The following is a 25145-nucleotide window of genomic DNA, read 5'->3' on the forward strand; positions in this document are numbered from 1 at the left end:
ATCATTTATTTTCCTAAGTCATCCAAAATCGGCGATAAACATGAAAAAAAATCCATTTATATCATGTAAAGATCAATGATAGGTTTGCGATCAGTAACTGCGGAAGACGAAGATCTTCTTTTGGAATGGGCAAATGATCCAGCCGTACGGCAAATGGCTTTTGATCCAACTATGATTTCCGCCGAGGGTCATAAAGAATGGTTTCATTCAAAACTGAAAGACCCTAATACAAAAATGTACATATTAGAAGAAAATAATGTACCGATTGGGCAGATTCGTTTCGATCTCAATGAAAAAGACGGAAGTTATTATATAGATTACTCGATTGATCGAAATTTTCGGGGAAAAGGGTACGGAAATTCCATAGTAATCCAGGGTTTGGAATTTCACCGTAATCTAAATGTGATCGGAAGCAATTACAAGGCCTTGGTGAAAGAAAGTAATGCGGCTTCCGTTCAATGTTTTATAAAGTCCGGTTTTCGACAAATTTCCAAATCACCGGAATGTATCGTTTTTGTAAAAGATTAAGGTATTAGGCGATCTAAAAAAAGGAGCTGAATTTTCTTAAATTCACATATGATTCAAAAAACAATTCTAACGATTGCAGCTCATCCTGACGATGAGATTTTGGGCTGTGGCGCAACGATGGCCCGTTTGGCTGCGGAAGGGTGCGAGATTCACATCCTAATTTTAGCTGAAGGGCTAACTAGCCGTCAGGATACTCGGGATCGGAAATCAAAGCTCAAGGAACTGAGCGAACTCTCACAAACGGCTTCTTTAGCCGGTAAAGAAGTAGGGGCAAAAACTATCGAAGTTCTTGATTTTCCGGATAATCGAATGGACTCTGTCGATCGATTGGATATTATTAAAGTGATCGAAAAGAAAATTGAGAAAATCAAACCTCAGGTTGTTTTTACTCACAATAAAAGTGATCTTAACATTGATCACAGGATCGTCTGCGATTCCGTTATTACCGCTTGTAGACCGTTTCCGGAACAGACCGTAAAAGAGATATATTTCTTCGAGGTTCCTTCCAGTACAGAGTGGCAAATTGGAAATCAAGCTGAAGCGGCGTTTGTACCAAATTACTTTGTCTCTATCGAAGACGAATATCTTCAAAAAAAGATGAATGCCCTAAAAATTTACAGCTCTGAAATGCGAACCTTTCCGCATTCGAGATCGATCGAAGCAGTAGCGGCACTTGCGGTTTGGAGGGGGGCGTCTATTGGATTTAAAGCAGCTGAAGCCTTTTCAATTGGTAGAATTTTTGTTTAATGAATAAGGAAATAAAATGAAAGAGATTACAATTGGAGACCGAAAGATTGGTGGTGATAAAACTTTCATTATAGCTGAAGTAGGTTCAAATCATTGTCAGGATATTAATCTCGCATTCGAAACCATCGATGCTGCGGTTGCGGCGGGAGCGGATGCGGTTAAGTTTCAATCGCTAAATGTAGATCAGCTTTACTTAAATCCTTCGCAAGAAATTATCGATTTACATAAGAAGATCGACTTTCCTGAAGAATGGCATCTGATTTTAAAACAGTATTGCGAAGAAAAAGGAATTCTCTTTTTCTCCTCCCCAACGTATTTGTCAGTAGTGGATCTTATGGAGGAAATTAGCGTTTCTTTGTATAAGCTGGCTTCCGCACAAGTCGGCACATTCCCTCAAATTATCGAGAAGGTCGCAAAAACGGGTAAACCGGTGATTTTGTCTACTGGTTTAGTCGATTACGGACAAGTTCAAAAAGTCGTTCAAATTTTTAAGAATGCAGGAAATGAAAAATACATAATTCTTCATTGTAATAGTCTTTATCCAGCCCCCTACAATAAAGTTAATTTAAGACTTATGAACGTTTATTCGGAGATGTTCGATTGTATTTCAGGTTTCTCCGATCATACCTTAGGGAATCACATTTGCGTTGCTGCGGTGGCTCTCGGTGCGAAAGTTATCGAAAAGCATATCACTCTGAGAAGAGATCTCCCGAGTCCCGACGCTCCTCTTGCGATCGAACCCCACGAATTTTCAGATCTGGTCAAATCAATTCGAGAAGTTGAAGAATCCCTTCAGTTTTCGCCAAGGCTTTCTCTAGAGAAAGATGAATTCAAATTCAAGAATAGAATACTCTACAAACCAATACTAAAGGTTTCAAAGCTTAAGGGAAGTTTTGTCGACGTCGAAGACTTTGAATTTAAGAGAACGGCCTTAGGCGAGATGGATGCAAATAAATTATTTGCAGAAACATTACCTCAGCGATTGACTCGAGATTTCGCAAAGGGTGACTTTTTCCAGTAGGAAATCGAACGCGTAACAAATATATTCTTTTCACGACAGTATAAAACTTATGAAACCGTCTGCATCGATTGAGCTTGATAAAAAAGCTAATTTACTTCGTAAATCCGGAAGAGATATTATCTCTTTAGGAATAGGAGATCCGCATTTTCCGCCACCAAAGCTGATCTTGGATTCTTTGCATCATTTACCCGATCAGCATTCTCATTATTCTGATTCTTTCGGTCTTGAAGCACTAAGAACAAAGATTGCGACGAACTATGAAGGATTTGGTAAGGAAAATATCTTAATTACTCCGGGTGTTAAGCAAGGCCTATATTATTTATTAGAAATTCTAAAACCAAGGAGGCTCTGTATTTTAGAGCCAGCTTGGCTTGGTTACGCTGGACTGGCCGACTATTTAAAAATCCCTTTTTTTCCAATTAACCTACGTAGAGAAGGCTGGTTAGAGGATCTAAAGAGGGAGAATTTCGACTGTTTGATTCTTTGTTCTCCTAATAACCCGGACGGAAGAATTTTTTCAAAAGAGGAAATGTCGGAATTAATTCACATTGTAGAATCGAAAAATGCCTTTCTGATTGCAGATGAGATTTATTTACATTTTTCATATATGAAATCACTCAGTTTTTCAAACTATGCGAAGAAAAAGGAATCGAAGATTTTCATTCTGAACGGTTTCTCGAAAAGTTACGCCGTAACCGGTTATCGAGTCGGCTATATCGTGAGCGCGGACACGGATAAGCTTAGGCTCGCAGAATTGTCGCAGCAAAATCTAGCTACTTGTACTTCCACACTTTCGCAGTATGCTCTTCTGAACTTCGATCAATGTGCGGATTCAATACTTGATTATTTTCAGTATTATCTGGAAAATCGAAACTTGGTCGCGAAGGAGCTATATCTAAATGAAGAAGCCCGACCGAATGGGGGCTTTTATTACTTTTTGAACTTAGGTTTATGGGGTGTAGAAGATTCGGAGAAATTTTGTTCCGATATTTTATATTCTCACGGATTGGTTTTAATTCCAGGATCTAGTTACGGTTCGGGTTTTGATTCTTTCGTCCGATTGTCGTTTTGCATTGATAGAAACGTTCTGGTCGATGGATTGTTTCGATTAAAGAATGCGTTAAAAATTGGTGATTCTAAATGAGAAAAAAAATACTTGTTATTAATATTGGATGGGAACAGGAGCCGCTTCTTAACCAACTTCAAAAAATGGATTTCGAAATTTACGGGGTTCATTCGGAGAAAGTAAATTATTCTTTTCTAAAGGGTTTGTTGATTTGTGATCTGCGCGATATCAATCGGATTCTTGAGTTTGCTAAATCGATTAAGCCAGATGCGGTGATTTCCGATCAGTGCGATTATTCTCATTTTGCTCAGGCGATTGTTTCGGAGGCCCTGGGGCTTCCCGGACCAACGCTTAAACAGGCGCAAATTTCCTCGAACAAACTAGCTCAGCGCAATCTAGCGAAATTAAACGGAGTGAAAATTCCAAAATTTGCAAGTGTATCGACGTACGAAGAATTAGAAAATGTTGTTTTAGAAATCGGTTATCCGCTTATCCTCAAGCCGATAGATAATAGAGGTTCAATCGGAGTAAATAAAGTAACGGATACTTCAGTGCTAAAGGAGGCATTTTACAATAGTTTAAGCGAAAGTCATTCAAGAGTGGTGATTGTAGAACAATATATCGAAGGGTTTGAAATCACTATCGACGGTTATTGTATCAATGGAATACCGACTTCAGTTGCTTTGGCCAAAAAGATCCATTTAAACAATGAAGTTCGAGTAGCAATGGAAATCGAATATCCGGGAAGGATTAACGAACAACTTTATTCGAAAGCGATGAGAAATAATGAAACAACCGTAAAAGCATTAGGTTATACTTTTGGGATGACGCACGCAGAATACATCGTTGATTCCAACGAAGATATCTATTTAGTAGAAGCCGCTAATCGGGGAGGGGGAGTTTACACATCTGAGTTAATCGTTCCGAATGTTTCCGGAATCGATCTGGTAGGTTTATATATAAATGACGTCCTAGGAGAAAAATCGAATCAAAATTCAGGTCTTACAATCGAGAGAAATCCGACGATTCTAAAGTTTTTTTCTTTTCCACCGGGAAAACTTACGAAAGTGGAAATACCAGATTCGATTCTGAAAGACAACTCAGTCATAAAATTAAAAATTCTCGTGTCCCAAGAAAAAGAAATTACGGATATTACCTCTGACGCCAATCGTCACGGATTTGTGATTCTTAGCGCAAAAGAAGATTTAAGCAGCAAGGCTGACGCGATCGTAAAAAAAATTAATTTAACTTATCTGGATTAAAGGAGAGGGAATTGGACGAGGTCAGAAAAAAAATCATTTCTTTGATTGAAAAAAATAAAATTTCTACGGTCGAGGTTTCGGATGCTCTTGGTAAAAAAGGAGTTTTACCGGGTTTTAAACCTCTAACGAGAGGCCGACATGTTATCGGGGAGATAGCCTACGTTTTTACATATCACGAGTCAAACTGGCCTTTGCATAAACAAGTTGAAGCAATAGAAGAAGGAAAAGTAGTTTTTGTAGATGCGTTTGATTGCGGAGAGAAGGCTCTATTCGGAGATATTGTAGCAAAATACATCAGTCTATATAAATCGTCCAAAGCCATCATTGCGAACGGATTAGTAAGGGACGCACATACCTTATTAAAAGAAAACTATCCGATCTGGTCCCTTGGGAGCACTCCTTTAGGGTGCGATAACAAAGACGTGCAAGCCAGTCCTGCGGTTCAGAGTGCGGCGGAAGCAAGATCAAAGTTATTGAATCAGAGTCTGCTTATTGCGGACGATTCTGGGGTGGCCATCATAGAGAAAGATGAAATAAACGAAATCACATTTAAAAAATTGGAATTTATTGAACTACAGGAGGATATATGGTACTATTGTATTGATACTTTGAAATGGTCTACTTACAAGACGATTTGTGAAAAAGCGTATCTCAAAGCACCTAATGTTCTTCCCGATGTTTTGAGGGCAAAACTCGCTGAGTTTGATTTATAAAAGGGAATAAGAATGAGCAATTGGTCTGAAGTTACTAAGAACGCGATCTCAAGATACAATAATCGCTATGATAAATTAGGAAAAGATGTTAAGTCGTTAGGTTGGGGTAGCGCAGAGCAGCAACGATACCGTTTTGAGCAGGTTCTGACCGCAACCAATTTTTCGAATAAGAACGTCTTGGACATAGGGTGCGGTTTCTCCGATTTTTTGACGTACGCTATCGAAAGAAAAACCGATCTTGCAAAATACACTGGTTGGGATGTAAATGAAAAGTTTCTCAACGAGAATAAATCTTTAGAAAGCGACACCGTTTCTTTTGCAAATCAAGATATCGCAAACTTAGCGGATCGAAAGATTCCGGATCTTTTGAAAGAAAATCATCAGATCTCGCTAATGTTAGGATTGCTAAATTTCAAATTAGGAGACGGAGAAAAAAACTACGAATATTCTTTTGATATTATTAAGAATGCATTTAAGATTACAACAGAAGTTTTGGTCGTTGATTTTTTAAGCTCTAAGCTCACTCTGGAATATCCGAAAGAAGACTTGGTCTTCTATCACGATCCGTCGGTCGTCCTCGATTTTGCTTTAAATCTTACGCCAAACGTTGTTCTCAAACATGACTATGCCCCGATTCCGCAGAAGGAGTTCATGCTTTTTCTTTATAAATAAATGAATCTATTTGATTTTAATATCCACCTTCCTTACGTAATAGACCCTGACGTAAACGTAGTCATCAACCAAGATCTTAATCTTTCTTCGAAAGAATTGATCGTAGGTTTGGAAAAACACGTCGAGCAGATTCGGAGAGCGAATGGGATCAACGTGTTACTTTTTAATCCGAATCTTCACTTAGAGGATATCGCGGAATTTAGGAAAAAGATAGAAAGCTACTTTTCGAAATATTCTCTTACTTCACTGGTCGATTTTAGAAGAGCAGACATTGAGGAATATATGGAAAAACTGATCGCTTCCGGAAGCAAGGCGATTATGTTTAATTCCTATCTGCAGGAAATTTCCGAATCTGATTTTATCTCCGTACTCAAAGTTTGTGAAATTGCCCAAAAGAGTAATCTTATTATTTGTGTGGATGGAAGTTATGGAACCGCTAGGATGTTTGATTTCGATAATCTTAAATTGGCGTGTTATGTAGCGGACCGAATTCGTAAAACTCCGATCGTTATCGTTCATAGCGGCGGAAAACGAATTCTGGATGCAGCCCTTCTTGCATTATCAAATTCGAATGTTTGGTTGGACACTTCGTTTTCGCTACCGTTTTATATCGGCTCTTCGGTTGAATCGGATTTTGCGTTTGCTTATAAAAAAATAGGATGTGAAAGAATTGTTTTTGGAAGCGATAATCCATATTGCTCGTTCGACACTTCCGTAAAAGTCCATCTTGAATTTTTTGAGAAGCATAGGTTTTCCCAAGGGCAAATCGAAAATATATTGTATAACAATTCGTTAAATCTATTTGACCTTTGATGAAAATTCTTATCCTAACCGAGGCTGGAGAAGGAATCGGTCTAGGGCATATAACCAGAACGAATGCCCTTGGTTCTTACCTTAAGAATCAAGGAGATGAGATTGACATTTGGCTTTCGGTAAAAGGAGATTCGATTCCTTTTTCTGATCAGTATGAAATTTTTGACTGGCTCAATCATCACACGGCTCGGTTTCACGAATTTCAAGAATATGATCTTGTAGTTATGGATTCATATCTGGCGAGTCGAGATTTAATTAAGCTTATCGACGAATCTTCCAGAAAATTGGTAGTTATCGATGATTTTAATAGGTTAGTCTATACAGCCGATTTGATCATAAACCCGAATGTTTTTTTTTCTAAGATTGATTATAGAAATCAGAAATGTAGAGTCTTGGGGGGAAACAATTTTGTGATTCTGCGCAAGTTGTTTCGAGACTACAAAGCGAAGCAGGAAACGAAAACTAAGGAAAAGGGAATCTTAATTTCGATCGGTGGTTCAGACTATAGACAGCTGCTTCCCAAGCTTGCGGGTCTTTTTCTAAAATTCGAAGGCATTACTATCGTATGCCCGGAGTTGGATCCTTTGATTAAACTTGCCGAGCAATTTCCAAAGGTCCGCTTCCTTGGACATTTGAATGAAACAAGAATGTTAACTGAAATTTCGCGAGCGGAAATTGTGATTTCAGGGTGCGGACAATCTTTGAACGAGCTTTATTTTTTGCAAAAAAAGACGATTGGAATCTGTATCGATCACGATCAAGTCCTGAGTCAGGATTATTATTTTGAATCAGGTTTTCTGAAATCGAAATTATCCTGGGATTCGGCAAATCTTTTGGAAAACATAGACGAGATGATTCGAAATTTATTATCGAACCCCTTTCAAATTCCTTTTTCTCCAAAATTAGATCCAGAACAAAGTTTAAAAAACTATTCTGCTGTCTTTCAGTCTTTGTGTGATTCTTCAGCGCGCTTAAGTTAGAACGGTACGTAAATGGCACACCATTTAATAACGACTTCCGATAAAAGAACTTGGCGATCAGATTCGCCGGTAATATTTTTAGGAGAATGGTGCAAACCGTATCATCTTTCCGATTCCTGGTCAAGTTTGGACTATATTGTCGCAAAGCCTTATGGATTAGGTGAAAGAAAAAATGCTAACTATGAATTTTCGAAAAGAGTTCGGGATCAATTACTCGTCGTCTTGCTAACTAAACTAAATTCAATTCACGATGTGAAATACGATATTCGTTCCTGGAAGATTATTCTAGGCCATTGGCTGAATCGATATGTGGACGTGCTAATCAATCGATATAATTCTTTAAAAGAATGTATCGAAAATTACGAAATCGAATCCACGACGATATTACGAAATGATGATTATTCTCTCGCGTCAAAAGATTCGCTTTCCTTTATATGGAGCTGTAACGATCCTGTATGGAATAACGTTCTTTTTGCCAAACTTTTAAGGTTTATCCCTAATCAAAACATTAAGAAGGTTGAATGTTTTTTCGAATTGAATAAAGAAAAAAACGGGGAAAGCAAAGTAAAAAGAACGGCAAAAGCAAAAGTAAAGAAGGTTATTGTTTCAATCTATGAGAAACTCTCTAATTTATTTGTGCGGAGAAATGATTCATTTTTTATTAGCAGTTATTTTCCTCAGTTTATCGAGTCTATCCTTCAAATGCGCCTCTTTCAGTTTCCGAAAATTTGGAGACCTTCCAGCGTAAAAATTCCATCAAAAAATGACTCTTCTCTACGGGCTGTCCTCACCGCTGAAGTATCACAGAGCGAACTGGAAGGTGTTCCTTCTTATTTTCTATCTCTGATTTTCGAGCTCTTACCCATTTGTTTTTTGGAGGGTTTTCGAGAGATTGCCGATCAGGTCAATGGATTGCCTTGGCCATCGAGACCAAAATTTGTTTTTACCAGTAATTGTTTCGATACGGACGAACTTTTTAAACGTTGGATAACTGAAAAAATTAACTCCGGCTCAAAATATTATGTCGGCCAACACGGTAACAATTACGGAACCTATCGATTCAATGATCCCACGGTGGAGGAAGATACAGCCGATAGATTTATTGCCTGGGGAAACTGGGCTAACAAATATAGAGATCACGAAATCGGTTTTGTATTAAAAAAAGGGAAGAGGGATGTTTTTTGCGACTTTTCAGGGGGGCTACTTTTGATCGAACATCCTTTGCCTCACATGATTCTTACCTGGGATATTTACGCAGAGCATGGCGAATACTTCGAGGAGCAAAAACGGTTTGTTTCCTCATTGGATCTTTCTATCAAAAGAAATCTTACGATCCGATTGCACAAAGAATTTGCGCAACGGGATTGGTCAGAAGACGCCAGATGGAGCGATTTTGATTCCGATTTGAAGATAGATCTTGGATTAACGGATAATCAAAAATTAATTCGAAAGTCTAGACTAACCGTTCATAGTTACGATTCAACGGGAATATTGGAAACGCTTTCTCAGAATCTCCCGACGCTTGCTTTCTGGGCTAACGGATATGGACATCTTCGAGATAACGCAATTCCAAACTATCGACAGTTACAGGAAGTCGGAATCTTGCATCTTTCACCGGAATCCTGTGCAAGGCATATTCACTCGATTTGGCATAACGTTTCTGATTGGTGGTATAGCGACAAAGTCCAGAAAACGCGCGATCAGTTTTGTTACGAATATGCTCTGACGACCAAAAGACCTATCAGTCGCTTGAAAGAAATTTTTGAATCTTGACCTCTTTCGGTTTTATCTTAAGAATAGAAAATGAAGCTTGCATACTTTCTCTATTGATCTCCATTTTGACTCTTTGTTCTAATCTACCCGCTCAATCGGCTTTGATATAAGTAACTGGACGTTGCCTTTTGAAATTAGATCGCGAACTTGTTGCCTTCCCCGCTCAGTAAAAGTGTCAATTCAATGCCGATTTTAATTTAAAGAATGGTAACGAGACGTCTTGAAAAAAATATTGTTCTTAATTACGATTGTAGCAATGGAGTAAATGCAGAGAGGATTTTTAACGCCTGCTTTATCCAGAAAAATTAAAAAGGGGTTATATGAATAGGGAATATGCCATATTGGATGTCGGTTGCGGAAATAAAAAAAGGGCCGGAGCAGTCGGAATCGATTTTAACAGTCGGACTCAAGCTGACATTATTCATGACCTGAATTCTTTTCCATACCCTTTTGAAGATTCTCATTTCGATGAAATTTACATAGATAATTGTTTGGAACATTTAGACGACGTCCTGAAAGTGATGGAGGAGATATATAGAATCTGTAAACCGGGAGGTTCAGTGAAAGTAATCGTTCCTTACTTTAGATCTTTATGGGCTTTTACCGATCCTACTCATAAACATTTTTTTGGGGTTAACTCCTTTACTTATTTCGATCCAGAGCACATAGTCTTTAAAAGATACGCCTATACAGATGTGACGTTTAAAACTGAAAAGGTCATTTTCAATGAAACCCTTCAAGATGGTTGGATTAAAAAAGCAATGGTGTCCATTGCCAATCGTTATCCATTTCGGTACGAAAATTATTTAAGTCATTTATATCCATTGGATGATATTACTTTCTATTTGAGAAAAATATAATATTTTCTTTTTTAATGAAAATTTCGATTTGTATTCCGACTTTTAACCGCGCTGAACATTTATCGAATTGCTTAAATTCGATATTGCTAAACCGAGATAGGGAAAATGTCGATTTTGAAATCTGTGTTTCCGATAATAATTCCAATGATCAAACTGAAAGTGTTGTCCAGAATTTCGAAAAGACGCTTCCCATTCGCTACTGGAAAAACGAGTTCAATATGGGAGTCGCCAGAAATGTGCTAAAAGTAGTGGATCTGGCAGAGGGGGATTTTGTATGGCTCATCGGAGATGACGATCTTCTACTCCCGAATGCGGTTAAGAGTATTTCCGATTTAATCTCCAATTGTAAGAACATCGACTATTTTTATATCAACTCGTTTCATTTGACAACGGAGATCGTTCAATCTTTTCCGCAGCCTTTTGATACCGTGAACTTACCGAAAAAAATGGAACGTTTTTCTTCCTGGAAGGCGGACGGAGAATTGAAATTCATTGAGCTAATCGATCCTAAGTTTTCTTTCGATTTTTTAGGCGGAATGTTCTTGTCGGTTTTCAGAAGAAGAAATTGGGTCGAAAAAAGACACGCCGTAAACCAAACACATCTTCTCGACGAAAGACGGTTTTCTTTCTTTGATAATACTTTCGTTCATGTTAAGATTTTCGCTAACGCGTTTTCCAATTCTAAGGCTTTTTTTTATTCTTCTCCCTTGAGCGTATGTTTGAGCGGCGCAAGAGAGTGGGTGCCGATGTATCCTTTAGTTCGAAGTGTGCGATTAGTTGAAGCATTGGATGAATACCGAAAAAATGGCCTATCGTTTCTTCAGTATTTAAAATGCAGAAATTACACACTTAAGTTCTTTATACCCGACTTAATATTTATGATCTTGCATAGAAGAGAATCTGGAATTAGTTATATAAATCCGATTCGGGTGATCCTGAGTAATTGTATTTATCCAAATTTTTATCTGTCTTTTTTTTATTTTTTTATCAGAAAATTAAGCGGTCTTTTTCGCTCTAAATAGACGCTTAACCGAATATTAATAAGGACCGTAGTTGTAAAAAGGAAGTTTGTAGATGAAAAATGACGTTATCGAAATCCATTCATGTGAAGTTTGTTCTAACGATAAACTGGTTTCCGTTCTTGACCTTGGTTTTCATCCTATGTGTGATGATTTGGTTCCAGTGGGAGACGATCGAAAGTGCAAAGAATATCCGATTGAAATTTTATTCTGTGAAGTTTGTTTGACGGCTCACCAGCGTTTTCAGGTTCCAAAACATGATCTATTTCCGAAGTCCTATCATTACAGATCTCGTTTTACGTTAGATGTGCTAAAAGGTATGGAAGGATTGGTCGAATCTTGCGAGGATAAATTTGGAAGTTTAACCGGTAAGAGCGTTTTAGACATAGGTTGTAATGATGGTAGTTTGTTAGATTATTTTCGTAAGAAAGGAGCGACTACGGTCGGAATAGAACCAACGGAGGCTTGTAGCGATGCAAAAGAGAAAGGACACATAACGTTCAATGAATTTTTATCCGAAGCAGTGGCGGAATCAATATCGAATCTTCATGGACAACCAGACTTTATTACGTTTACGAATGTCTTTGCGCATATTGAAAATCTGAATGAAGTGATTCGTGCACTAAAAAAATTGGCTTCGCCGAAGACAGTGATCGTAATCGAAAATCATTATTTGGGATCCGTGTTGGATGGAAATCAGTTCGATACATTCTATCATGAGCATCCTAGAACTTATAGCTATACATCCTTTACTTATATGGCCGAATCTCTTGGTGGATCCCTTTTAGGTGTGGAATTTCCGTCCCGATACGGTGGAAATATTCGGATTTTTATCGGTTTCTCCACTAAAGCTTCTGCCGTTGATCCATCTTTCGATCGGGAGGCGTTGGTTGCTCGTGAGAAAAAATTTATGAATAACTTCAGTTCCCTTAGAGAAAAGATTAATCTCTGGCTTGTATCGAAGAAAGGTATAGTCAATTCACTCTTTAAGCAATACGGTAAATTAAGAGCGAAAGCTTTTCCAGGACGGGCCGCAATTTTGGTCAAGCTTCTTGGACTTGATGAAAATCTAATTTCGGCAGTCTACGAAAAACCGGGCTCGTTAAAAATTGGTCATTTTCTACCGGGGACACGTATACCGATCCATTCGGACGATGAACTCATTGCCTTTTCAGACAAAACATTACCGATATTGAATTTAGCCTGGCATATTCCGAACGAGATACGCGCGTACTTAACGCAGAATGGATATACGGGACAGATCATTGATATCCTAGACGAACGGGATTTTATTTCGACTAAGTGAGTTTGGATGGAAATCGTAAATCGTAGCCGTGGTAAAACTTCTGCGAACTTCGAACCTTTTCCTGAAAAGGTCTCTTTGATCGGGGGAGGACGTTGGGCCCGGGTATTGGCGGAAGTTCTTATCGCTCAGGTTTCCCCCTCGGTCGAAATAACGATTCACTCGATCCATAACGCGAGAAGCCTTTCCTCTTGGGTGTCCAAAATGGATATCGGAAATAGAATCCAAGTAGAATCGAATTGGCCAAGACTGCGGAAAGGGGCTTCCACTGTCGTTATCGTAGTGAATGCGGCTCGAGACCATGCAGAGGCGATTCGATATGCGTTGTCGGCAGAAGTTCCTGTTCTTGTTGAAAAACCATTGACTCTTTCTTTCGAGTCTTCTCGGGAATTAATAAACACTGCGCAAATTCAAGGGACTCCTTTTGCCGCTTCCCATGTTTTTTTATTCGCGCGGTATATTGAAAATTTTGCAAAGCTTGTGAAAGAGGACGGAGAAATATCCTCCTTGGAATTACATTGGATCGATCCGCGATCGGAAGTTCGGTATGGCGAGTTAAAAAAATACGATCCATTTTTACCCATTTATGCTGATGTGTTGCCCCATGTGTTTTCGATTCTAGATTTTATACTTCCTGATCGAAAGACAGAGTGTAAGAATTTGGATCTCTCTAGAGGCGGGGCAACATTAGAACTTGAAATTCTTTTTGGCGATGTTCCTTGTAAGATTCATTTGGAGAGAAACGGTGAATCCCGTACTCGAAGTATCCAGGTAAAAACGAAAACCAATGTTATTCGGCTGGATTTTTCAAGGGAGCCTGGGATTATATCTACAGGAACTAATGAAATCTCGGGAGACACCGAATGGGAAGTCGGGAAAAAACCAGTTGCTTCTATGTTAGCTTCGTTTCTTCGCTGGGCAGCCGGTGGTGAATACGATCACCGACTTAGCGTAGAATTGGGACTTAGGATCAATTGGATGATAGACCAGGTTTCCGTATTCTATAATGCTGCAATGAGGAGTTGGTTGAAAACTAAACTTCTCGAATCTTCTTATTCGATCGATAACGATATCCTTTATACGTTAGCCGAAATTCTCCATTTAGAGAAGTCTGATCCGTCCGAAATTTGGGTTAAAAGAATATTAGAACAACTAAGGAAACGTTTATTCGAAGAGAATGATGTTTCCTTTTCGGAAATGCTGGAGACTATAAGAGTATATCATAGCGAAAAAGAAAATTAGCAATTAAACATTCATCATAAACTAAAAATAAATTAAATTTTTAAAAAGAGACAATCGAAAAGTTAAAAACAATACTTAGCAAATTCATTGGACATCTTTTTTTAATAATAGGAGCTTTTTTGAAAGTAGTAATTCTTGCAGGCGGATTCGGAACTCGAATTAGGGATGTGGCGGACGATATTCCGAAGCCAATGATTCCGATCGGACCTTATCCCATTTTATGGCATATAATGAAAATCTATTCCAATTTTGGGCATAAGGATTTTCTAATTTGCTTAGGTTACAAAGGCCAAGTAATCAAAGATTTTTTTCTTAACTACGAAGCGTATACCCGCGATTTTACGATTACGTTTGGAGAAAATGGGGGAATCAGTTACCACAGTAAACATGATGAATTTGATTGGAAAGTGACTTTGATCGATACCGGTCTGAATTCCATGACGGGTGCCAGAATTGCGAAAATGAAAAAGTATGTTGAAAACGAAGATTTTTTATTAACATACGGTGACGGCGTGAGTGATGTGAACATCAATGAATCGATCGAGTATCACAAAAGACATGGGAAAGTATTGACTGTGACCGGAGTTCGACCCCCCGGAAGATTTGGTGAAATGGTTAGCCTAAATGACGGTAAGGTTATGGAGTTTAATGAAAAACCGCAGGCGACAGCCGGAAGGATTTCAGGCGGTTTTTTCGTAGCGAATCACCGGATATTTGACTATTTGAATAACGATTCCACTCTAGTCTTTGAACAGGAACCGATGAGAAAATTGGTTTCAGAAGGCCAATTGATGATGTATGAGCACGACGGTTTTTGGCAGCCTATGGATACAAGTCGCGAATTTGAATTGCTGAATAAACTTTATAGCCAAGGGAAAGCACCATGGATTCGTTGATTCGGTTTTTTAAAGGGAAAAGAATTCTGATAACTGGTCATACCGGATTTAAAGGATCTTGGTTGACCTTTATTCTAAAGCAGGCTGGAGCTGACGTCGCAGGTTATGCACTGCCGCCGATAACGGAAGTAAGTCACTTTGATTTACTCGGACTAAAAAAGGAAATTCTTCATACGGAAGGGGATATTCGCGATTTTAGCAAACTAAACGATCTGTTTCAATCATTTAAACCGGAAATCGTGTTTCACTTGGCGGCACAAGCCTTAGTCAGAGAATCTTACTCGGATCCTCGAACTACGTTTGAAACGAACGTAATGGGTTCAGTAAATCTACTCCAAGCAGTGCATCTTTCGGATTCTATCAAGACTCTGGTCTATATAACATCCGATAAATGTTATGAAAACGTAGAATGGGTGTGGGGATACCGGGAAATAGACCAGCTCGGAGGTCACGATCCTTATAGCGCGTCAAAAGCGAGCGCCGAGCTCGTGTTTTCTTCCTATCTACGATCCTTCTTCCTAAAGAAAAAGGATTTCGGAGCAGCATCTGCAAGGGCTGGTAACGTGATTGGCGGCGGTGATTGGTCGGTCGATAGAATTATCCCGGATTGTATTAGGGCGGTTACGACTAACGGAAAGATAATATTAAGAAATCCGAATGCGACTAGGCCTTGGCAACACGTATTGGAACCTCTTTCAGGATATCTAACGCTGGCAAAGAATCTATCGGAAGATCCTAAAAAATTCAGTTCCGCTTGGAATTTCGGTCCTTCGACTCAGAAGGTAAGAACCGTATATGAAGTGTCGCGGTCCATAATCGATTCGTTGGGTAAGGGCGAGATTATCATAGATCAATCGCACGATAAGGTTCATGAGGCGCATTTATTGCAGCTTAACTGCGATAAGGCGCATCAATATCTAAATTGGTATCCAAGATGGAGCGTCGATCAAACGCTTGAAGCTACCGCGTCCTGGTATAAACACTATATGGAAGGCGGGGATATACGGGAAAAAACTAAGGAACAAATAGAAAAGTATTTTAGCAATGATTGAAGGCGTAATAGTAACACCATTAAAACAGTTTTTCGACGAGCGGGGGAAAGTAATGCATATGCTTCGCTCCGACTCACCTGTCTTTTCAACTTTTGGCGAAATTTACTTTTCGTCCACGAATCCGGGAGCGATTAAAGCCTGGCACTTACACAATCGAATGACCCTGAATTATGCGGTAATATTTGGGGAAATTAAGTTCGTGTTATATGACGATCGTCCCAATAGCACGACGAAAGGAAACATTATGGAATTTTTCCTTTCCCCTGAAAATTATTGTTTGGTTACCGTTCCCCCGCTTATTTGGAACGGTTTTAAAGGACTCGGCAATAAAAGCGCTATCGTTGCGAATTGCGCGACGCTCCCTCATGATCCAGATGAAATAGTCCGGAAACCGGCGAATGATAAAAGTATTCCGTACGATTGGAATATTCAACACAAATAATATACTCTGCCAATGAATATCTTAATTACCGGGGCTTTCGGATATCTGGGGGGACGATTAGTAGAATATTTTAACAAACGTTTGCCTCAAGTGAGATTGCGATTGGGGACCACCAAAAATCAAAATCCACATAAGGTAAAAGAGAACGAAATTTTTCAATGTGATTGGTCGGTTGAAAAGAATCTCGAAGAAGCTTGTGATGGAATCGATGTAATTATCCATACCGCAGGGATGAATGCGCAAGATTGTTCCTCCGACCCGGCCGGTGCATTTGAAGTAAATACAGTAAATACCGGAAAGTTATTGAAGGCTGCGACCCAAAAAAAAGTAAGAAAGTTTATTTATATATCCACCGCTCACATATATTCAAATAACTTAGTGAATAGAATCTTGGAATCCACGCCAGCGACTAATACTCATCCTTATGCGTCCAGTCATAAAGCTGGAGAGGATCTGGCGATGCATTATGATTCCTTAAATAAACTTGAGAGTGTTGTTTTTCGATTATCAAATTCTTACGGACCACCTGTCGACGAAAAGGCAAATTGTTGGAGTCTTCTTATTCCGGATCTATGTAAACAAGCGGTTCTCGATAATAAAATTGTTTTAAGAACGACGGGCCTACAAAGAAGAAATTTCATATCGCTTACTGATGCGTGCGGTGCCGTTGAATTTATTTGTAAATCCATGAGCAATATAAGGGGCGTTTTTAACTTGGGTGGGATTTGGAATCCGACGGTTTGGGAAGTCGCCGTACTGGTGCAAGATAGATGTGAAGCCTTATTGGGAAAACGACCGGAACTTCAAAGAGTAGAACCCGGTCCTTCAGAAGAAACAATGAGTCTAATTTACGATATTTCTAAACTTTCGGATTTAGGCTTTTCGCCGACGACAAACAACGTAATCGAGATCGATAATCTTATTAGATTTTGTAAAGAAAAATTTCATCAGCCATGAATACGCGCCTTGTGTCGGTTATTATCCCTACTTATAATCGTGCGATCGATTTGGAGAGAGCCGTAACTTCTGTTATAAATCAATCATACCCCCATTGGGAAATCATTGTCGTTGACAACACCTCGACGGATAACACTGAACAGGTCATAGGATCCTTTCAGAATTCGAAAATTAAATTCTTAAAAGTAAACAACGAAGGAATCATAGCTCGATCAAGAAATTTAGGGTTAAAGAATGCGAAAGGCGAGTTTGTCGCATTCCTAGATTCGGATGATTGGTGGAAACCTCTGAAATTAGAATTCTCGATACAAAGTTTGAATGCTGGGGCCGACATTGTTTATCACGATCTCTATCTGGTAAAAAGCCAGAGTCAAAAATTTCATCTAAAAAAGGCAAAAACAAGAAAGTTAACGTACCCAGTCTTTGACGACCTTTTAAAAAACGGAAACGGGCTTGTGAATTCTAGCGTAGTCTTTCGAGCTTCTTTGATTCGAGAGATAGGATTGTTAAACGAAGAAAAAGAATTTATAGCTTGGGAAGATTACGATTTTTGGTTGAGAATCGCGAAAAGAAAAAAAGTATTTAGGAAAATTGAACGGACGTTAGGTTATTACTGGATCGGGGGCGGAAATATCTCGACGGAAAACCGAACTTTGGATATCTTAAATTCCTTTGTAAGAAATTACGGCGAATATTTAAATGTAAAGTCGTTACCGTGGTGGATTCGATATACCCGCGGAAAAATATATTATAATCACAAAGACTACGTGAGAGCGATAGGGGAATTTTCGAATTTGAAACCGAACATTTTTGAATTTTGGTTTAAATCGACTCTGCTGTTGATTCTCTCGAAATTATTCGATAAAAAGTCCGGTAGTTCGAAGACGTGATCTTAGCAATCGATGCATCCAATATAAAAGGAGGGGGCGGTGTTACCCATCTAAAAGAACTTTTAGAGAATGCAAGTCCTGAAAAATACGGAGTTACAAAAGTGGTTCTATGGTCCGTAGAAAGGACACTCTCTCAAATCGAAAACCGTCCTTGGCTTACGAAGAAGAGTTGTTCCGAACTTACCGGTAATCGGATTTTACGTTGGTATTGGCAAAAATTTAAATTATCGAAATTGGCGAGAGAAAATAAATGTGATCTGCTTTTTATTCCCGGCGGTTCCTTTTCCGGTAATTTTAGACCTTTCGTGACGATGAGTCAGAATCTTCTTCCTTTTGAGTGGAGCGAATTAAGAAGATACGGCTTTTCTATGTTTACGTTCCGATTGATTCTTCTCTACCTTTTTCAGGGAATGACGTTTCGTAGATCTCAGGGGATTATTTTTCTCACAGAATACGCGAAAAATATAATATTCAAGAAATTGAGTATTAGGAATAAAGAATTCGTTATAATACCGCACGGAATTAGTAAAAGATTTTTTCATGCGCCAAAAAAACAGACCGAGCTTCTGAATCAAAAAAATGAAAGTCCCATTGAGTTGCTTTATGTTTCGTTCATCGGCGCCTATAAACATCAGTGGAACGTCGTTGAAGCGGTCGCAAAATTAAACAAAAAAGGGATTCGAATCCACTTGAGTTTAGTGGGGGCTCACAGCGAAAAATCTTCAACTCGGAGATTGCGCTTGAAAATGAGAGAATTTGATTCCTTGGACGGAATCGTTTCGTTGTATCCGGATGTTTCGTATGAAAGAGTTGCGCAATTTTATAAAGATGCGGATCTATTTTTGTTCGCTTCTACTTGCGAAAATTTACCGAACATTCTAATCGAAGCTATGGCAAGTGGACTTCCGATTTTATCCTCGCATTTCGGTCCGATGCCGGAAGTTTTGGAAGACGCGGGGCTTTACATAAATCCTCTTTCCGTGACGGATATTTCAGATCAATTAGAAACGTTGATCTTTTCCGAACGCTTAAGATCGGAACTGGCTACAAAAGCATTTGAAAAGGCCAAGTCATATTCTTGGGTAAAAAATGCGGATATGACGTTCGATTTTTTTCAAAGAGTAACATCGAGTTTTAAAAAGCTTTGAACAAGTATTGCGTTTAGAGTCGAAAGCTAAGGGCAGAATGATTTTAGAGTGGGAAATTTAAATGACCTTTAAAGAAAATATTACTTTCTTTGACGCTAATGGTCGGGTTCTCATTCGGCTATTTCAAACAGAAAGGTTTTTAGAAAAGACGTCTATGTTTAATCAAGAAAGAATTAGAGAATAATAAAGTGAATTCATTGTTCAAAATACTAGTGTTAGGCGTATCGGGTATGTTGGGAAGTGCCGTCTTTAGGGGGCTCTCCGAAAATTCCTCATTTTACGTTGTAGGAACAAATCGAAGTCGAGAGAATCTTCGCTTTTTTACAAAAGGTGAACAAGAAAGAATCCAATCCGGCTTTGATGTTCTAAATAACGACGACCTTTTGGAATTATTCTTAAAAGTAAAACCGGATTTAGTGATCAATTGTGTCGGGATCATTAAACAGCAGAAAGCGGCAAAGGATCCGTTAGTTGTTCTTCCTATCAATTCTTTACTTCCGCATAGACTTTCCAATCTTTGCAAATTGGTCGGCGCGAGACTCGTATTAGTCAGTACCGATTGCGTTTTTAACGGAAAGAAAGGAAACTATTTGGAGGGCGACCTTCCCGATGCCGAAGATCTTTATGGAAAGTCGAAAGAGATCGGCGAGGTTTTAGATGAAAATCACGTTTTGACGATTCGAACCTCAATAATAGGTCATGAGCTCGATTCCAGTTATTCGTTAGTGAATTGGTTTTTATCCCAAGAGGTCCGTGTTAAGGGATTTAAGAAAGCTTTTTTTTCCGGACTTCCCACCTGTGAAATGGCTGAAATATTTCAAAATTATATAATTCCAAACGCAAAACTCAGCGGTCTTTATCACGTCTCTTCCGAACGAATTTCAAAATTTGATCTATTGAATTTGATTGCAAGAATTTACGATAAGAAAATTCAAATTGATGGAAGCGATGATGTCGTGATCGATCGTTCCTTGGATTCTGCAAAATTTAGAAATGCAACGTTCTATTCTCCGAAGCCGTGGCCCGATCTAATTCTCACGATGAAAAAAAACAAAGAAAGATATTTGGATATTAGCAATGTTTGATAATAAAGTATTGATGATCACCGGGGGGACCGGTTCTTTCGGTAACACCGTTTTAAAGCGCTTTTTAGGAACTAACGTTCGAGAAATTCGTATCTTTAGCCGAGATGAGAAAAAACAAGAAGATATGCGGATCTCGTTGTCCAACGAGAAAGTGAAGTTCTATATTGGCGACGTTAGAGACTATGATAGCATTTCTCAGGCAACGATCGGCGTGGATTATATTTTTCATGCTGCAGCTCTAAAACAGGTTCCATCCTGCGAATTTTATCCAATGGAAGCTATCAAAACTAACGTAATTGGAACTGAAAATGTCCTTACAGCGGCGATCGCAAATAAGGTTCAGAAAGTGGTATTGTTGAGTACGGACAAGGCGGTTTATCCGATCAATGCCATGGGAATCTCGAAAGCGATGGCTGAAAAACTCTTAGTCGCAAGATCAAGGTCAGTGAAAGATGATGGAACCGTTCTTTGTGCTACTCGCTACGGAAATGTGATGGCGTCGAGAGGATCGGTAATTCCTCTTTTTGTAGAACAGATAAAGAAAGGAATCGCTCTTACCGTAACGGATCCTAACATGACTCGTTTTCTGATGTCCCTCGATGATTCAGTTGATTTAGTGCTTCACGCATTCAACTACGGACAACAAGGCGATATTTTTATTCAAAAATCTCCGGCTTCCACAGTAGAAGAATTGGCAATAGCTTTATTAGAAATATTTAATAGAGAAAATTCTATTTCCGTGATTGGAACAAGACACGGAGAAAAACTCTACGAATCCTTGGTTTCGAGAGAGGAAATGGCGAAGGCTGAAGATATGGGACGTTACTATAGAATTCCCGCTGATAACCGCGATTTGAATTACAATAAATATTTCATCGAAGGTGAGCAGAAAGTCTCCGATTTTGACGACTATACTTCGCACAACACTAAAAGATTAAATATCTCTGAAATCAAAGAGTTGCTTTTGAAATTGGATTTTATCCAAGAGAATCTAAATGCTTAAAGTGATGACCATTGTGGGTACTCGGCCTGAGTTAATCAAGATGAGTCGAGTCATAGCAGAACTTGATCGAAGTTTTCGACACATCTTAGTACATTCGGGTCAGAATTATGATTACGAATTGAATCAGATTTTTTTTGAAGACTTGGAGATTCGAAAACCAGATTATTTTCTGAACGTCGCAGGAGAAACAGCGACAGCGACGATTGCTCAGGTTTTGATAAAAGCGGACGAAGTTTTTGAAGTCGAAAAACCTGACGCTCTTTTATTATACGGCGATACAAACACATGCCTTTCCGTCATTTCGGCAAAGAGAAGAAAGATACCTGTGTTCCATATGGAGGCGGGAAACCGTTGTTTTGATCAAAGAGTTCCGGAAGAATTGAATCGTAAAGTGGTGGATCATCTAAGCGATATCAATCTGGTTCTTACGGAGCACGCGAGACGTTATCTGTTGGCGGAAGGGATTCGGCCTGAAACGATTATTAAAACCGGCTCTCATATGGACGAGGTATTGGAATACTATCGAAAAAAAATCGATAAGTCTACGATTTTAAAAAAATTGGAATTAGAGAATCAGAAGTATTTTATTGTAAGTTCTCACAGAGAAGAGAATGTAGACACTGCTGAAAATTTGCAAAATCTATTAGAGTCTTTGAATGCGATTTGCGAAAAATATGAACTCCCAGTTATCGTTTCAACGCACCCGAGAACTAGGAAAAGATTGGAAAATTTCAAAGATCTAAAAATGAATTCTTTAATCACTTTTTTAAAACCATTCGGATTTTTAGACTACATACGTTTGCAAATGTCTGCGTTCTGTATTCTTTCCGATAGCGGTACTATAACAGAAGAAGCTTCCTTGCTCGATCTTCCTGCCATTATGATTCGCAATGCTCACGAACGACCCGAAGGAATGGATGTAGGAACTTTGATCATGAGCGGACTTAGGAAAGAAAGAATTTTAGACTCCGTCCGAATAGTTACCGAGCAGCGTAAAATGGGAAAGGGTAAAAGGAGAGTCGTCGAGGATTATCCTGCGGGTGAAATTTCAAAAAAAATCGTGAGTATCGTTCAGAGTTACACCGACTATGTAAACCGTACGGTCTGGGGTAAAAATTAATCGATCCAAATGGCAATTTGTATCGTAGTTGACGACTATCTTCCGGAAAGTACGAAAGTTGCCGCGAAGATGATGCATGAGCTTGCGCTCGGGTTTTGCAAGAAAGGGCACAAAGTAACTGTAATTACTCCGGGACCGAATCTAAAGAAAGACTACGCAGTAACGACTTTGGACGGAATTCGAATTCTAAAATTTCCGTCCGGAAAGATAAAGAACGTTTCAAAAATCAAAAGAGCGATCAACGAAACTCTACTCTCCTACCGCGCTTGGAAATATTTGCGTAAAGAATTTTTCGAAAATAAGAACGATCTCATACTCTATTATTCACCAAGTATCTTCTGGGGTCCTCTAATTAAAAGGCTGAAGAAAATATGGCAGGCTCCGAGTTATCTGATTCTGAGGGATCTGTTTCCACAATGGGCGATTGATAACGGTATCTTAAGAAAGAATTCTCTCATCACGAAGTTCTTTCAGCATTTTGAAAGAGTCAGTTACGACGTTGCGGACGTGATCGGAGTTCAATCACCTAAAAACAAAGAATGGTTTAAAAGACGATTTCCTAAATACAATCATCTTCAGGTTTTATTCAATTGGGCGGAGAATTCACCAGTAAGATCGAAAAACTCTCGTAATAGGGAGCGCCTTGGTCTGAAGGATAAAGTCGTATTTATCTATGGAGGGAACATCGGGCATGCACAGGACATGCGCAATATTCTAAAATTGGCGAATAATCTAAAAGAATTTCCGATTGCCCACTTCGTTTTGATCGGAGCTGGGGACGAGGTCGATCTTGTCAAAGAAACGAAGATAAACGAATCGCTTACGAATCTTACTCTCTTGGAGCCAATATCGCAGGAAGAATTTAAAAATCTTTTGGCTGAGTTCGATGTAGGGCTTTTCTGCCTGAATCGAAATCATCAAACACATAATTTCCCAGGTAAGGTATTGGGTTATATGGTTCAATCCATGCCGATACTAGGTTGCGTAAATCCTGGGAACGATCTCAAAGAAGTCGTTGAATGCGCGAACGCAGGTTTTATCAGCTTTTCCGGAGATGATTTGGCTTTTAGGGAGAATGCCATCAAATTGTTGGATAAGAAGCTTCGGGAATCAATGGGGATATATGCAAAAAAACTGATGGATGAAAAATTTTCAGTGGAAGCCGCAGTTGATCAGTTGGAGCAATTCTCGTTAAAAAGGAATCGATCTCTTGAAATATTTTAATTACATAAATTACTACTTATGAATTACGAACGCAGACATTCTACTATCTACGAACAATTCTTTCTAAGCCTAACATTCCAGTTACTTATTGGATGGTTGCTCTTGATTTTAGGCATCTATTTAACTTTGGGGTTTGTCGTAGGGTGGGATCAGAAAGTTCTGTTTTACGAGAACAACTTTAATACGATCGTTTTAACTATTTTTTCGTTTTCGTTTTCGGTTATCTCTCTTAGAAAAATTTTCAAATTCCCGGTTGCCCAATCTTCCGCGTATATACTTCCGATCGTGACTTTTGCTTACGCTTTGGTAATAGTCTATTTTTTCTTTAATCGCAAATCCTATAGCAGTCAGGTTCTTTCCGCAGCCTACATTGTCACATTACTGTGGTGTTTTTCCGGATATTTTATCGGCCATCGGTATCGAATTCTCAAGATCGCGTTCATTCCATTGGGAGCCTCCAAGATAATGGAAAATACTCACGGAGCGGAGTTTTATCCTTTGGATGAACCTTCGCTGAAGAATCAACAATACGATGCGGTGGTCGCGGACTTCACTGCCGACGAGCTTACTCCGGAGTATGAAAGATTTTTAGCGAAATGTACACTTTCTGGAATTCCCGTTTATCATACAAAACAGATGAAGGAAGCCCTTACGGGAAGAGTTAAGATTAATCATCTTTCTGAGAACGACTTCGGTTCTCTTCTTCCCTCTCAATTTTACGGGTTTCTGAAAAGAATTATCGACCTATTCGCTTGTTTTATTTTGATCCCGATGATTTTGCCTTTTTTGGTGATTATCGCTTTGGTCATTAAAATTGAAAGCTCAGGACCTGCGGTCTTTCGACAAAAGAGAATGGGCTACAGAGGCAAGATTTTTACCATGTATAAATTCAGAAGTATGTATTCCGATATCCGCGGTCAGAAATTTACCGAAGGCCCATCGGATCCAAGAATCACAAGAGTTGGAAAATTGATCAGAAAATACAGAATCGACGAATTGCCACAATTGTTTAACGTGCTTTTCGGGGCTATGAGTTTCATAGGCCCGAGACCGGAATCTTACGAATTATCTCAATGGTATGAAACCGAAGTTCCCTTTTTTAGTTATCGTCATATAGTGCGACCAGGCATAACCGGATGGGCGCAGGTGGAACAGGGGTACGCGGCAGAACTCGAAGGTATGAACGTTAAACTGGAATACGATTTTTATTATATTAAGAATTTTTCTTTCTGGTTGGATATGCTGATTACGATAAAAACGATTAAAACGATTGTAACCGGTTTCGGCTCTCGATGAATTTTATGAATACTAACATTTAAATTAGGAAAA

At 39.0% G+C, this 25145-nt stretch carries 25 protein-coding genes; all 25 read left to right on the forward strand.

Annotated elements, in window-relative coordinates; all coding sequences use genetic code 11:
- The first annotated feature begins 75 nt into the window (after nt 1–75).
- The 25 genes from JWG44_RS17080 to JWG44_RS17200 all read left to right on the forward strand — a co-directional run bounded on the left by JWG44_RS17080 (nt 76) and on the right by JWG44_RS17200 (nt 25112).
- A complete protein-coding gene (locus tag JWG44_RS17080) occupies nt 76–528 on the forward strand; it encodes a GNAT family N-acetyltransferase (RefSeq protein WP_205276211.1) in 453 nt (150 codons plus the stop codon).
- 48 nt (nt 529–576) lie between these two features.
- Nucleotides 577–1275 carry a PIG-L deacetylase family protein gene (locus JWG44_RS17085; RefSeq protein WP_205276212.1) on the forward strand — a complete coding sequence of 233 codons (699 nt, stop codon included), beginning with the start codon at nt 577–579 and terminating at the stop codon, nt 1273–1275.
- Nucleotides 1276–1291: 16 nt separating this feature from the next.
- On the forward strand, nt 1292–2296 hold the full coding sequence (locus JWG44_RS17090) for an N-acetylneuraminate synthase family protein (protein WP_205276213.1): 1005 nt from the start codon (nt 1292–1294) through the stop codon (nt 2294–2296).
- A 49-nt stretch (nt 2297–2345) separates the two neighbouring features.
- Nucleotides 2346–3440, forward strand: coding sequence for a pyridoxal phosphate-dependent aminotransferase (locus tag JWG44_RS17095; RefSeq protein WP_205276214.1), 1095 nt, complete (start codon nt 2346–2348; stop codon nt 3438–3440).
- Complete coding sequence (locus JWG44_RS17100) at nt 3437–4624, forward strand: ATP-grasp domain-containing protein (RefSeq protein WP_205276215.1); 1188 nt, start codon at nt 3437–3439, stop codon at nt 4622–4624. Before JWG44_RS17095 ends, JWG44_RS17100 begins: the two co-directional genes overlap by 4 nt.
- A gap of 11 nt (nt 4625–4635) precedes the next feature.
- Nucleotides 4636–5337 (forward strand): RraA family protein, encoded by a 702-nt coding sequence (locus JWG44_RS17105; protein ID WP_205276216.1) that lies wholly within the window; start codon nt 4636–4638, stop codon nt 5335–5337.
- Nucleotides 5338–5349: 12 nt separating this feature from the next.
- On the forward strand, nt 5350–6009 hold the full coding sequence (locus JWG44_RS17110) for an SAM-dependent methyltransferase (RefSeq protein WP_205276217.1): 660 nt from the start codon (nt 5350–5352) through the stop codon (nt 6007–6009).
- Nucleotides 6010–6822 carry an amidohydrolase family protein gene (locus JWG44_RS17115; RefSeq protein WP_205276218.1) on the forward strand — a complete coding sequence of 271 codons (813 nt, stop codon included), beginning with the start codon at nt 6010–6012 and terminating at the stop codon, nt 6820–6822.
- Entirely contained in the window at nt 6822–7802 is a 981-nt protein-coding gene (locus tag JWG44_RS17120) for a glycosyl transferase family 1 (RefSeq protein WP_205276219.1), read from the forward strand. Before JWG44_RS17115 ends, JWG44_RS17120 begins: the two co-directional genes overlap by 1 nt.
- Before the next feature lie 12 nt (nt 7803–7814).
- Nucleotides 7815–9575 carry an LIC12162 family transferase gene (locus tag JWG44_RS17125; RefSeq protein ID WP_205276220.1) on the forward strand — a complete coding sequence of 587 codons (1761 nt, stop codon included), beginning with the start codon at nt 7815–7817 and terminating at the stop codon, nt 9573–9575.
- Nucleotides 9576–9895: 320 nt separating this feature from the next.
- Entirely contained in the window at nt 9896–10435 is a 540-nt protein-coding gene (locus JWG44_RS17130; protein ID WP_205276221.1) for a class I SAM-dependent methyltransferase, read from the forward strand.
- A gap of 14 nt (nt 10436–10449) precedes the next feature.
- Nucleotides 10450–11457, forward strand: coding sequence for a glycosyltransferase family 2 protein (locus tag JWG44_RS17135; RefSeq protein WP_205276222.1), 1008 nt, complete (start codon nt 10450–10452; stop codon nt 11455–11457).
- 52 nt (nt 11458–11509) lie between these two features.
- Nucleotides 11510–12760 (forward strand): class I SAM-dependent methyltransferase, encoded by a 1251-nt coding sequence (locus JWG44_RS17140; protein ID WP_205276223.1) that lies wholly within the window; start codon nt 11510–11512, stop codon nt 12758–12760.
- A gap of 6 nt (nt 12761–12766) precedes the next feature.
- Nucleotides 12767–13999 carry a Gfo/Idh/MocA family oxidoreductase gene (locus tag JWG44_RS17145; RefSeq protein ID WP_205276224.1) on the forward strand — a complete coding sequence of 411 codons (1233 nt, stop codon included), beginning with the start codon at nt 12767–12769 and terminating at the stop codon, nt 13997–13999.
- Nucleotides 14000–14118: 119 nt separating this feature from the next.
- Nucleotides 14119–14895 carry a glucose-1-phosphate cytidylyltransferase gene (gene rfbF / locus JWG44_RS17150; RefSeq protein WP_205276225.1) on the forward strand — a complete coding sequence of 259 codons (777 nt, stop codon included), beginning with the start codon at nt 14119–14121 and terminating at the stop codon, nt 14893–14895.
- Entirely contained in the window at nt 14883–15947 is a 1065-nt protein-coding gene (gene rfbG / locus JWG44_RS17155) for a CDP-glucose 4,6-dehydratase (protein ID WP_205276226.1), read from the forward strand. The genes rfbF and rfbG overlap by 13 nt, the downstream gene beginning before the upstream one ends.
- Nucleotides 15940–16389: a dTDP-4-dehydrorhamnose 3,5-epimerase family protein gene (locus JWG44_RS17160; protein WP_205276227.1), complete on the forward strand. Its 450-nt coding sequence runs from the start codon at nt 15940–15942 to the stop codon at nt 16387–16389. Before rfbG ends, JWG44_RS17160 begins: the two co-directional genes overlap by 8 nt.
- A 12-nt stretch (nt 16390–16401) precedes the next feature.
- The gene (locus JWG44_RS17165; protein WP_205276228.1) at nt 16402–17346 is read left to right on the forward strand and encodes an NAD-dependent epimerase/dehydratase family protein; all 945 of its coding nucleotides are present in this window, start codon (nt 16402–16404) and stop codon (nt 17344–17346) included.
- Nucleotides 17343–18236, forward strand: a complete 894-nt coding sequence (locus JWG44_RS17170; RefSeq protein ID WP_205276229.1) for a glycosyltransferase — start codon at nt 17343–17345, stop codon at nt 18234–18236. Before JWG44_RS17165 ends, JWG44_RS17170 begins: the two co-directional genes overlap by 4 nt.
- Before the next feature lie 23 nt (nt 18237–18259).
- Nucleotides 18260–19384, forward strand: coding sequence for a glycosyltransferase family 4 protein (locus JWG44_RS17175; protein ID WP_408612017.1), 1125 nt, complete (start codon nt 18260–18262; stop codon nt 19382–19384).
- A 188-nt stretch (nt 19385–19572) separates the two neighbouring features.
- A complete protein-coding gene (locus JWG44_RS17180; RefSeq protein ID WP_205276231.1) occupies nt 19573–20469 on the forward strand; it encodes a dTDP-4-dehydrorhamnose reductase family protein in 897 nt (298 codons plus the stop codon).
- Nucleotides 20462–21472 (forward strand): polysaccharide biosynthesis protein, encoded by a 1011-nt coding sequence (locus JWG44_RS17185; protein WP_205276232.1) that lies wholly within the window; start codon nt 20462–20464, stop codon nt 21470–21472. Before JWG44_RS17180 ends, JWG44_RS17185 begins: the two co-directional genes overlap by 8 nt.
- Nucleotides 21465–22592 carry a non-hydrolyzing UDP-N-acetylglucosamine 2-epimerase gene (gene wecB / locus JWG44_RS17190; RefSeq protein WP_205276233.1) on the forward strand — a complete coding sequence of 376 codons (1128 nt, stop codon included), beginning with the start codon at nt 21465–21467 and terminating at the stop codon, nt 22590–22592. The genes JWG44_RS17185 and wecB overlap by 8 nt, the downstream gene beginning before the upstream one ends.
- 9 nt (nt 22593–22601) lie before the next feature.
- Nucleotides 22602–23816, forward strand: a complete 1215-nt coding sequence (locus JWG44_RS17195) for a glycosyltransferase family 4 protein (RefSeq protein ID WP_205276234.1) — start codon at nt 22602–22604, stop codon at nt 23814–23816.
- Between the two features lie 18 nt (nt 23817–23834).
- On the forward strand, nt 23835–25112 hold the full coding sequence (locus tag JWG44_RS17200) for a sugar transferase (RefSeq protein ID WP_205276235.1): 1278 nt from the start codon (nt 23835–23837) through the stop codon (nt 25110–25112).
- Nucleotides 25113–25145: the final 33 nt, after the last annotated feature.

Origin of the sequence: Leptospira ainazelensis (assembly GCF_016918785.1) — a bacterium.
GTDB lineage: Bacteria > Spirochaetota > Leptospiria > Leptospirales > Leptospiraceae > Leptospira > Leptospira ainazelensis.

Excerpts from the sequence above, each read along its gene's own strand:
- JWG44_RS17165 (WP_205276228.1), top strand. The coding sequence starts at position 16,402 with ATGAATATCTTAATTACCGGGGCTTTCGGATATCTGGGGGGACGATTA.
- JWG44_RS17085 (WP_205276212.1), top strand. The coding sequence starts at position 577 with ATGATTCAAAAAACAATTCTAACGATTGCAGCTCATCCTGACGATGAG.
- JWG44_RS17160 (WP_205276227.1), top strand. The coding sequence starts at position 15,940 with ATGATTGAAGGCGTAATAGTAACACCATTAAAACAGTTTTTCGACGAG.
- JWG44_RS17135 (WP_205276222.1), top strand. The coding sequence starts at position 10,450 with ATGAAAATTTCGATTTGTATTCCGACTTTTAACCGCGCTGAACATTTA.
- JWG44_RS17130 (WP_205276221.1), top strand. The coding sequence starts at position 9,896 with ATGAATAGGGAATATGCCATATTGGATGTCGGTTGCGGAAATAAAAAA.
- JWG44_RS17125 (WP_205276220.1), top strand. The coding sequence starts at position 7,815 with ATGGCACACCATTTAATAACGACTTCCGATAAAAGAACTTGGCGATCA.
- JWG44_RS17100 (WP_205276215.1), top strand. The coding sequence starts at position 3,437 with ATGAGAAAAAAAATACTTGTTATTAATATTGGATGGGAACAGGAGCCG.
- JWG44_RS17095 (WP_205276214.1), top strand. The coding sequence starts at position 2,346 with ATGAAACCGTCTGCATCGATTGAGCTTGATAAAAAAGCTAATTTACTT.
- JWG44_RS17090 (WP_205276213.1), top strand. The coding sequence starts at position 1,292 with ATGAAAGAGATTACAATTGGAGACCGAAAGATTGGTGGTGATAAAACT.
- JWG44_RS17145 (WP_205276224.1), top strand. The coding sequence starts at position 12,767 with ATGGAAATCGTAAATCGTAGCCGTGGTAAAACTTCTGCGAACTTCGAA.
- rfbG (WP_205276226.1), top strand. The coding sequence starts at position 14,883 with ATGGATTCGTTGATTCGGTTTTTTAAAGGGAAAAGAATTCTGATAACT.
- JWG44_RS17115 (WP_205276218.1), top strand. The coding sequence starts at position 6,010 with ATGAATCTATTTGATTTTAATATCCACCTTCCTTACGTAATAGACCCT.
- JWG44_RS17195 (WP_205276234.1), top strand. The coding sequence starts at position 22,602 with ATGGCAATTTGTATCGTAGTTGACGACTATCTTCCGGAAAGTACGAAA.
- JWG44_RS17080 (WP_205276211.1), top strand. The coding sequence starts at position 76 with ATGATAGGTTTGCGATCAGTAACTGCGGAAGACGAAGATCTTCTTTTG.
- JWG44_RS17120 (WP_205276219.1), top strand. The coding sequence starts at position 6,822 with ATGAAAATTCTTATCCTAACCGAGGCTGGAGAAGGAATCGGTCTAGGG.
- JWG44_RS17110 (WP_205276217.1), top strand. The coding sequence starts at position 5,350 with ATGAGCAATTGGTCTGAAGTTACTAAGAACGCGATCTCAAGATACAAT.
- wecB (WP_205276233.1), top strand. The coding sequence starts at position 21,465 with ATGCTTAAAGTGATGACCATTGTGGGTACTCGGCCTGAGTTAATCAAG.
- JWG44_RS17200 (WP_205276235.1), top strand. The coding sequence starts at position 23,835 with ATGAATTACGAACGCAGACATTCTACTATCTACGAACAATTCTTTCTA.
- JWG44_RS17185 (WP_205276232.1), top strand. The coding sequence starts at position 20,462 with ATGTTTGATAATAAAGTATTGATGATCACCGGGGGGACCGGTTCTTTC.
- JWG44_RS17140 (WP_205276223.1), top strand. The coding sequence starts at position 11,510 with ATGAAAAATGACGTTATCGAAATCCATTCATGTGAAGTTTGTTCTAAC.
- JWG44_RS17170 (WP_205276229.1), top strand. The coding sequence starts at position 17,343 with ATGAATACGCGCCTTGTGTCGGTTATTATCCCTACTTATAATCGTGCG.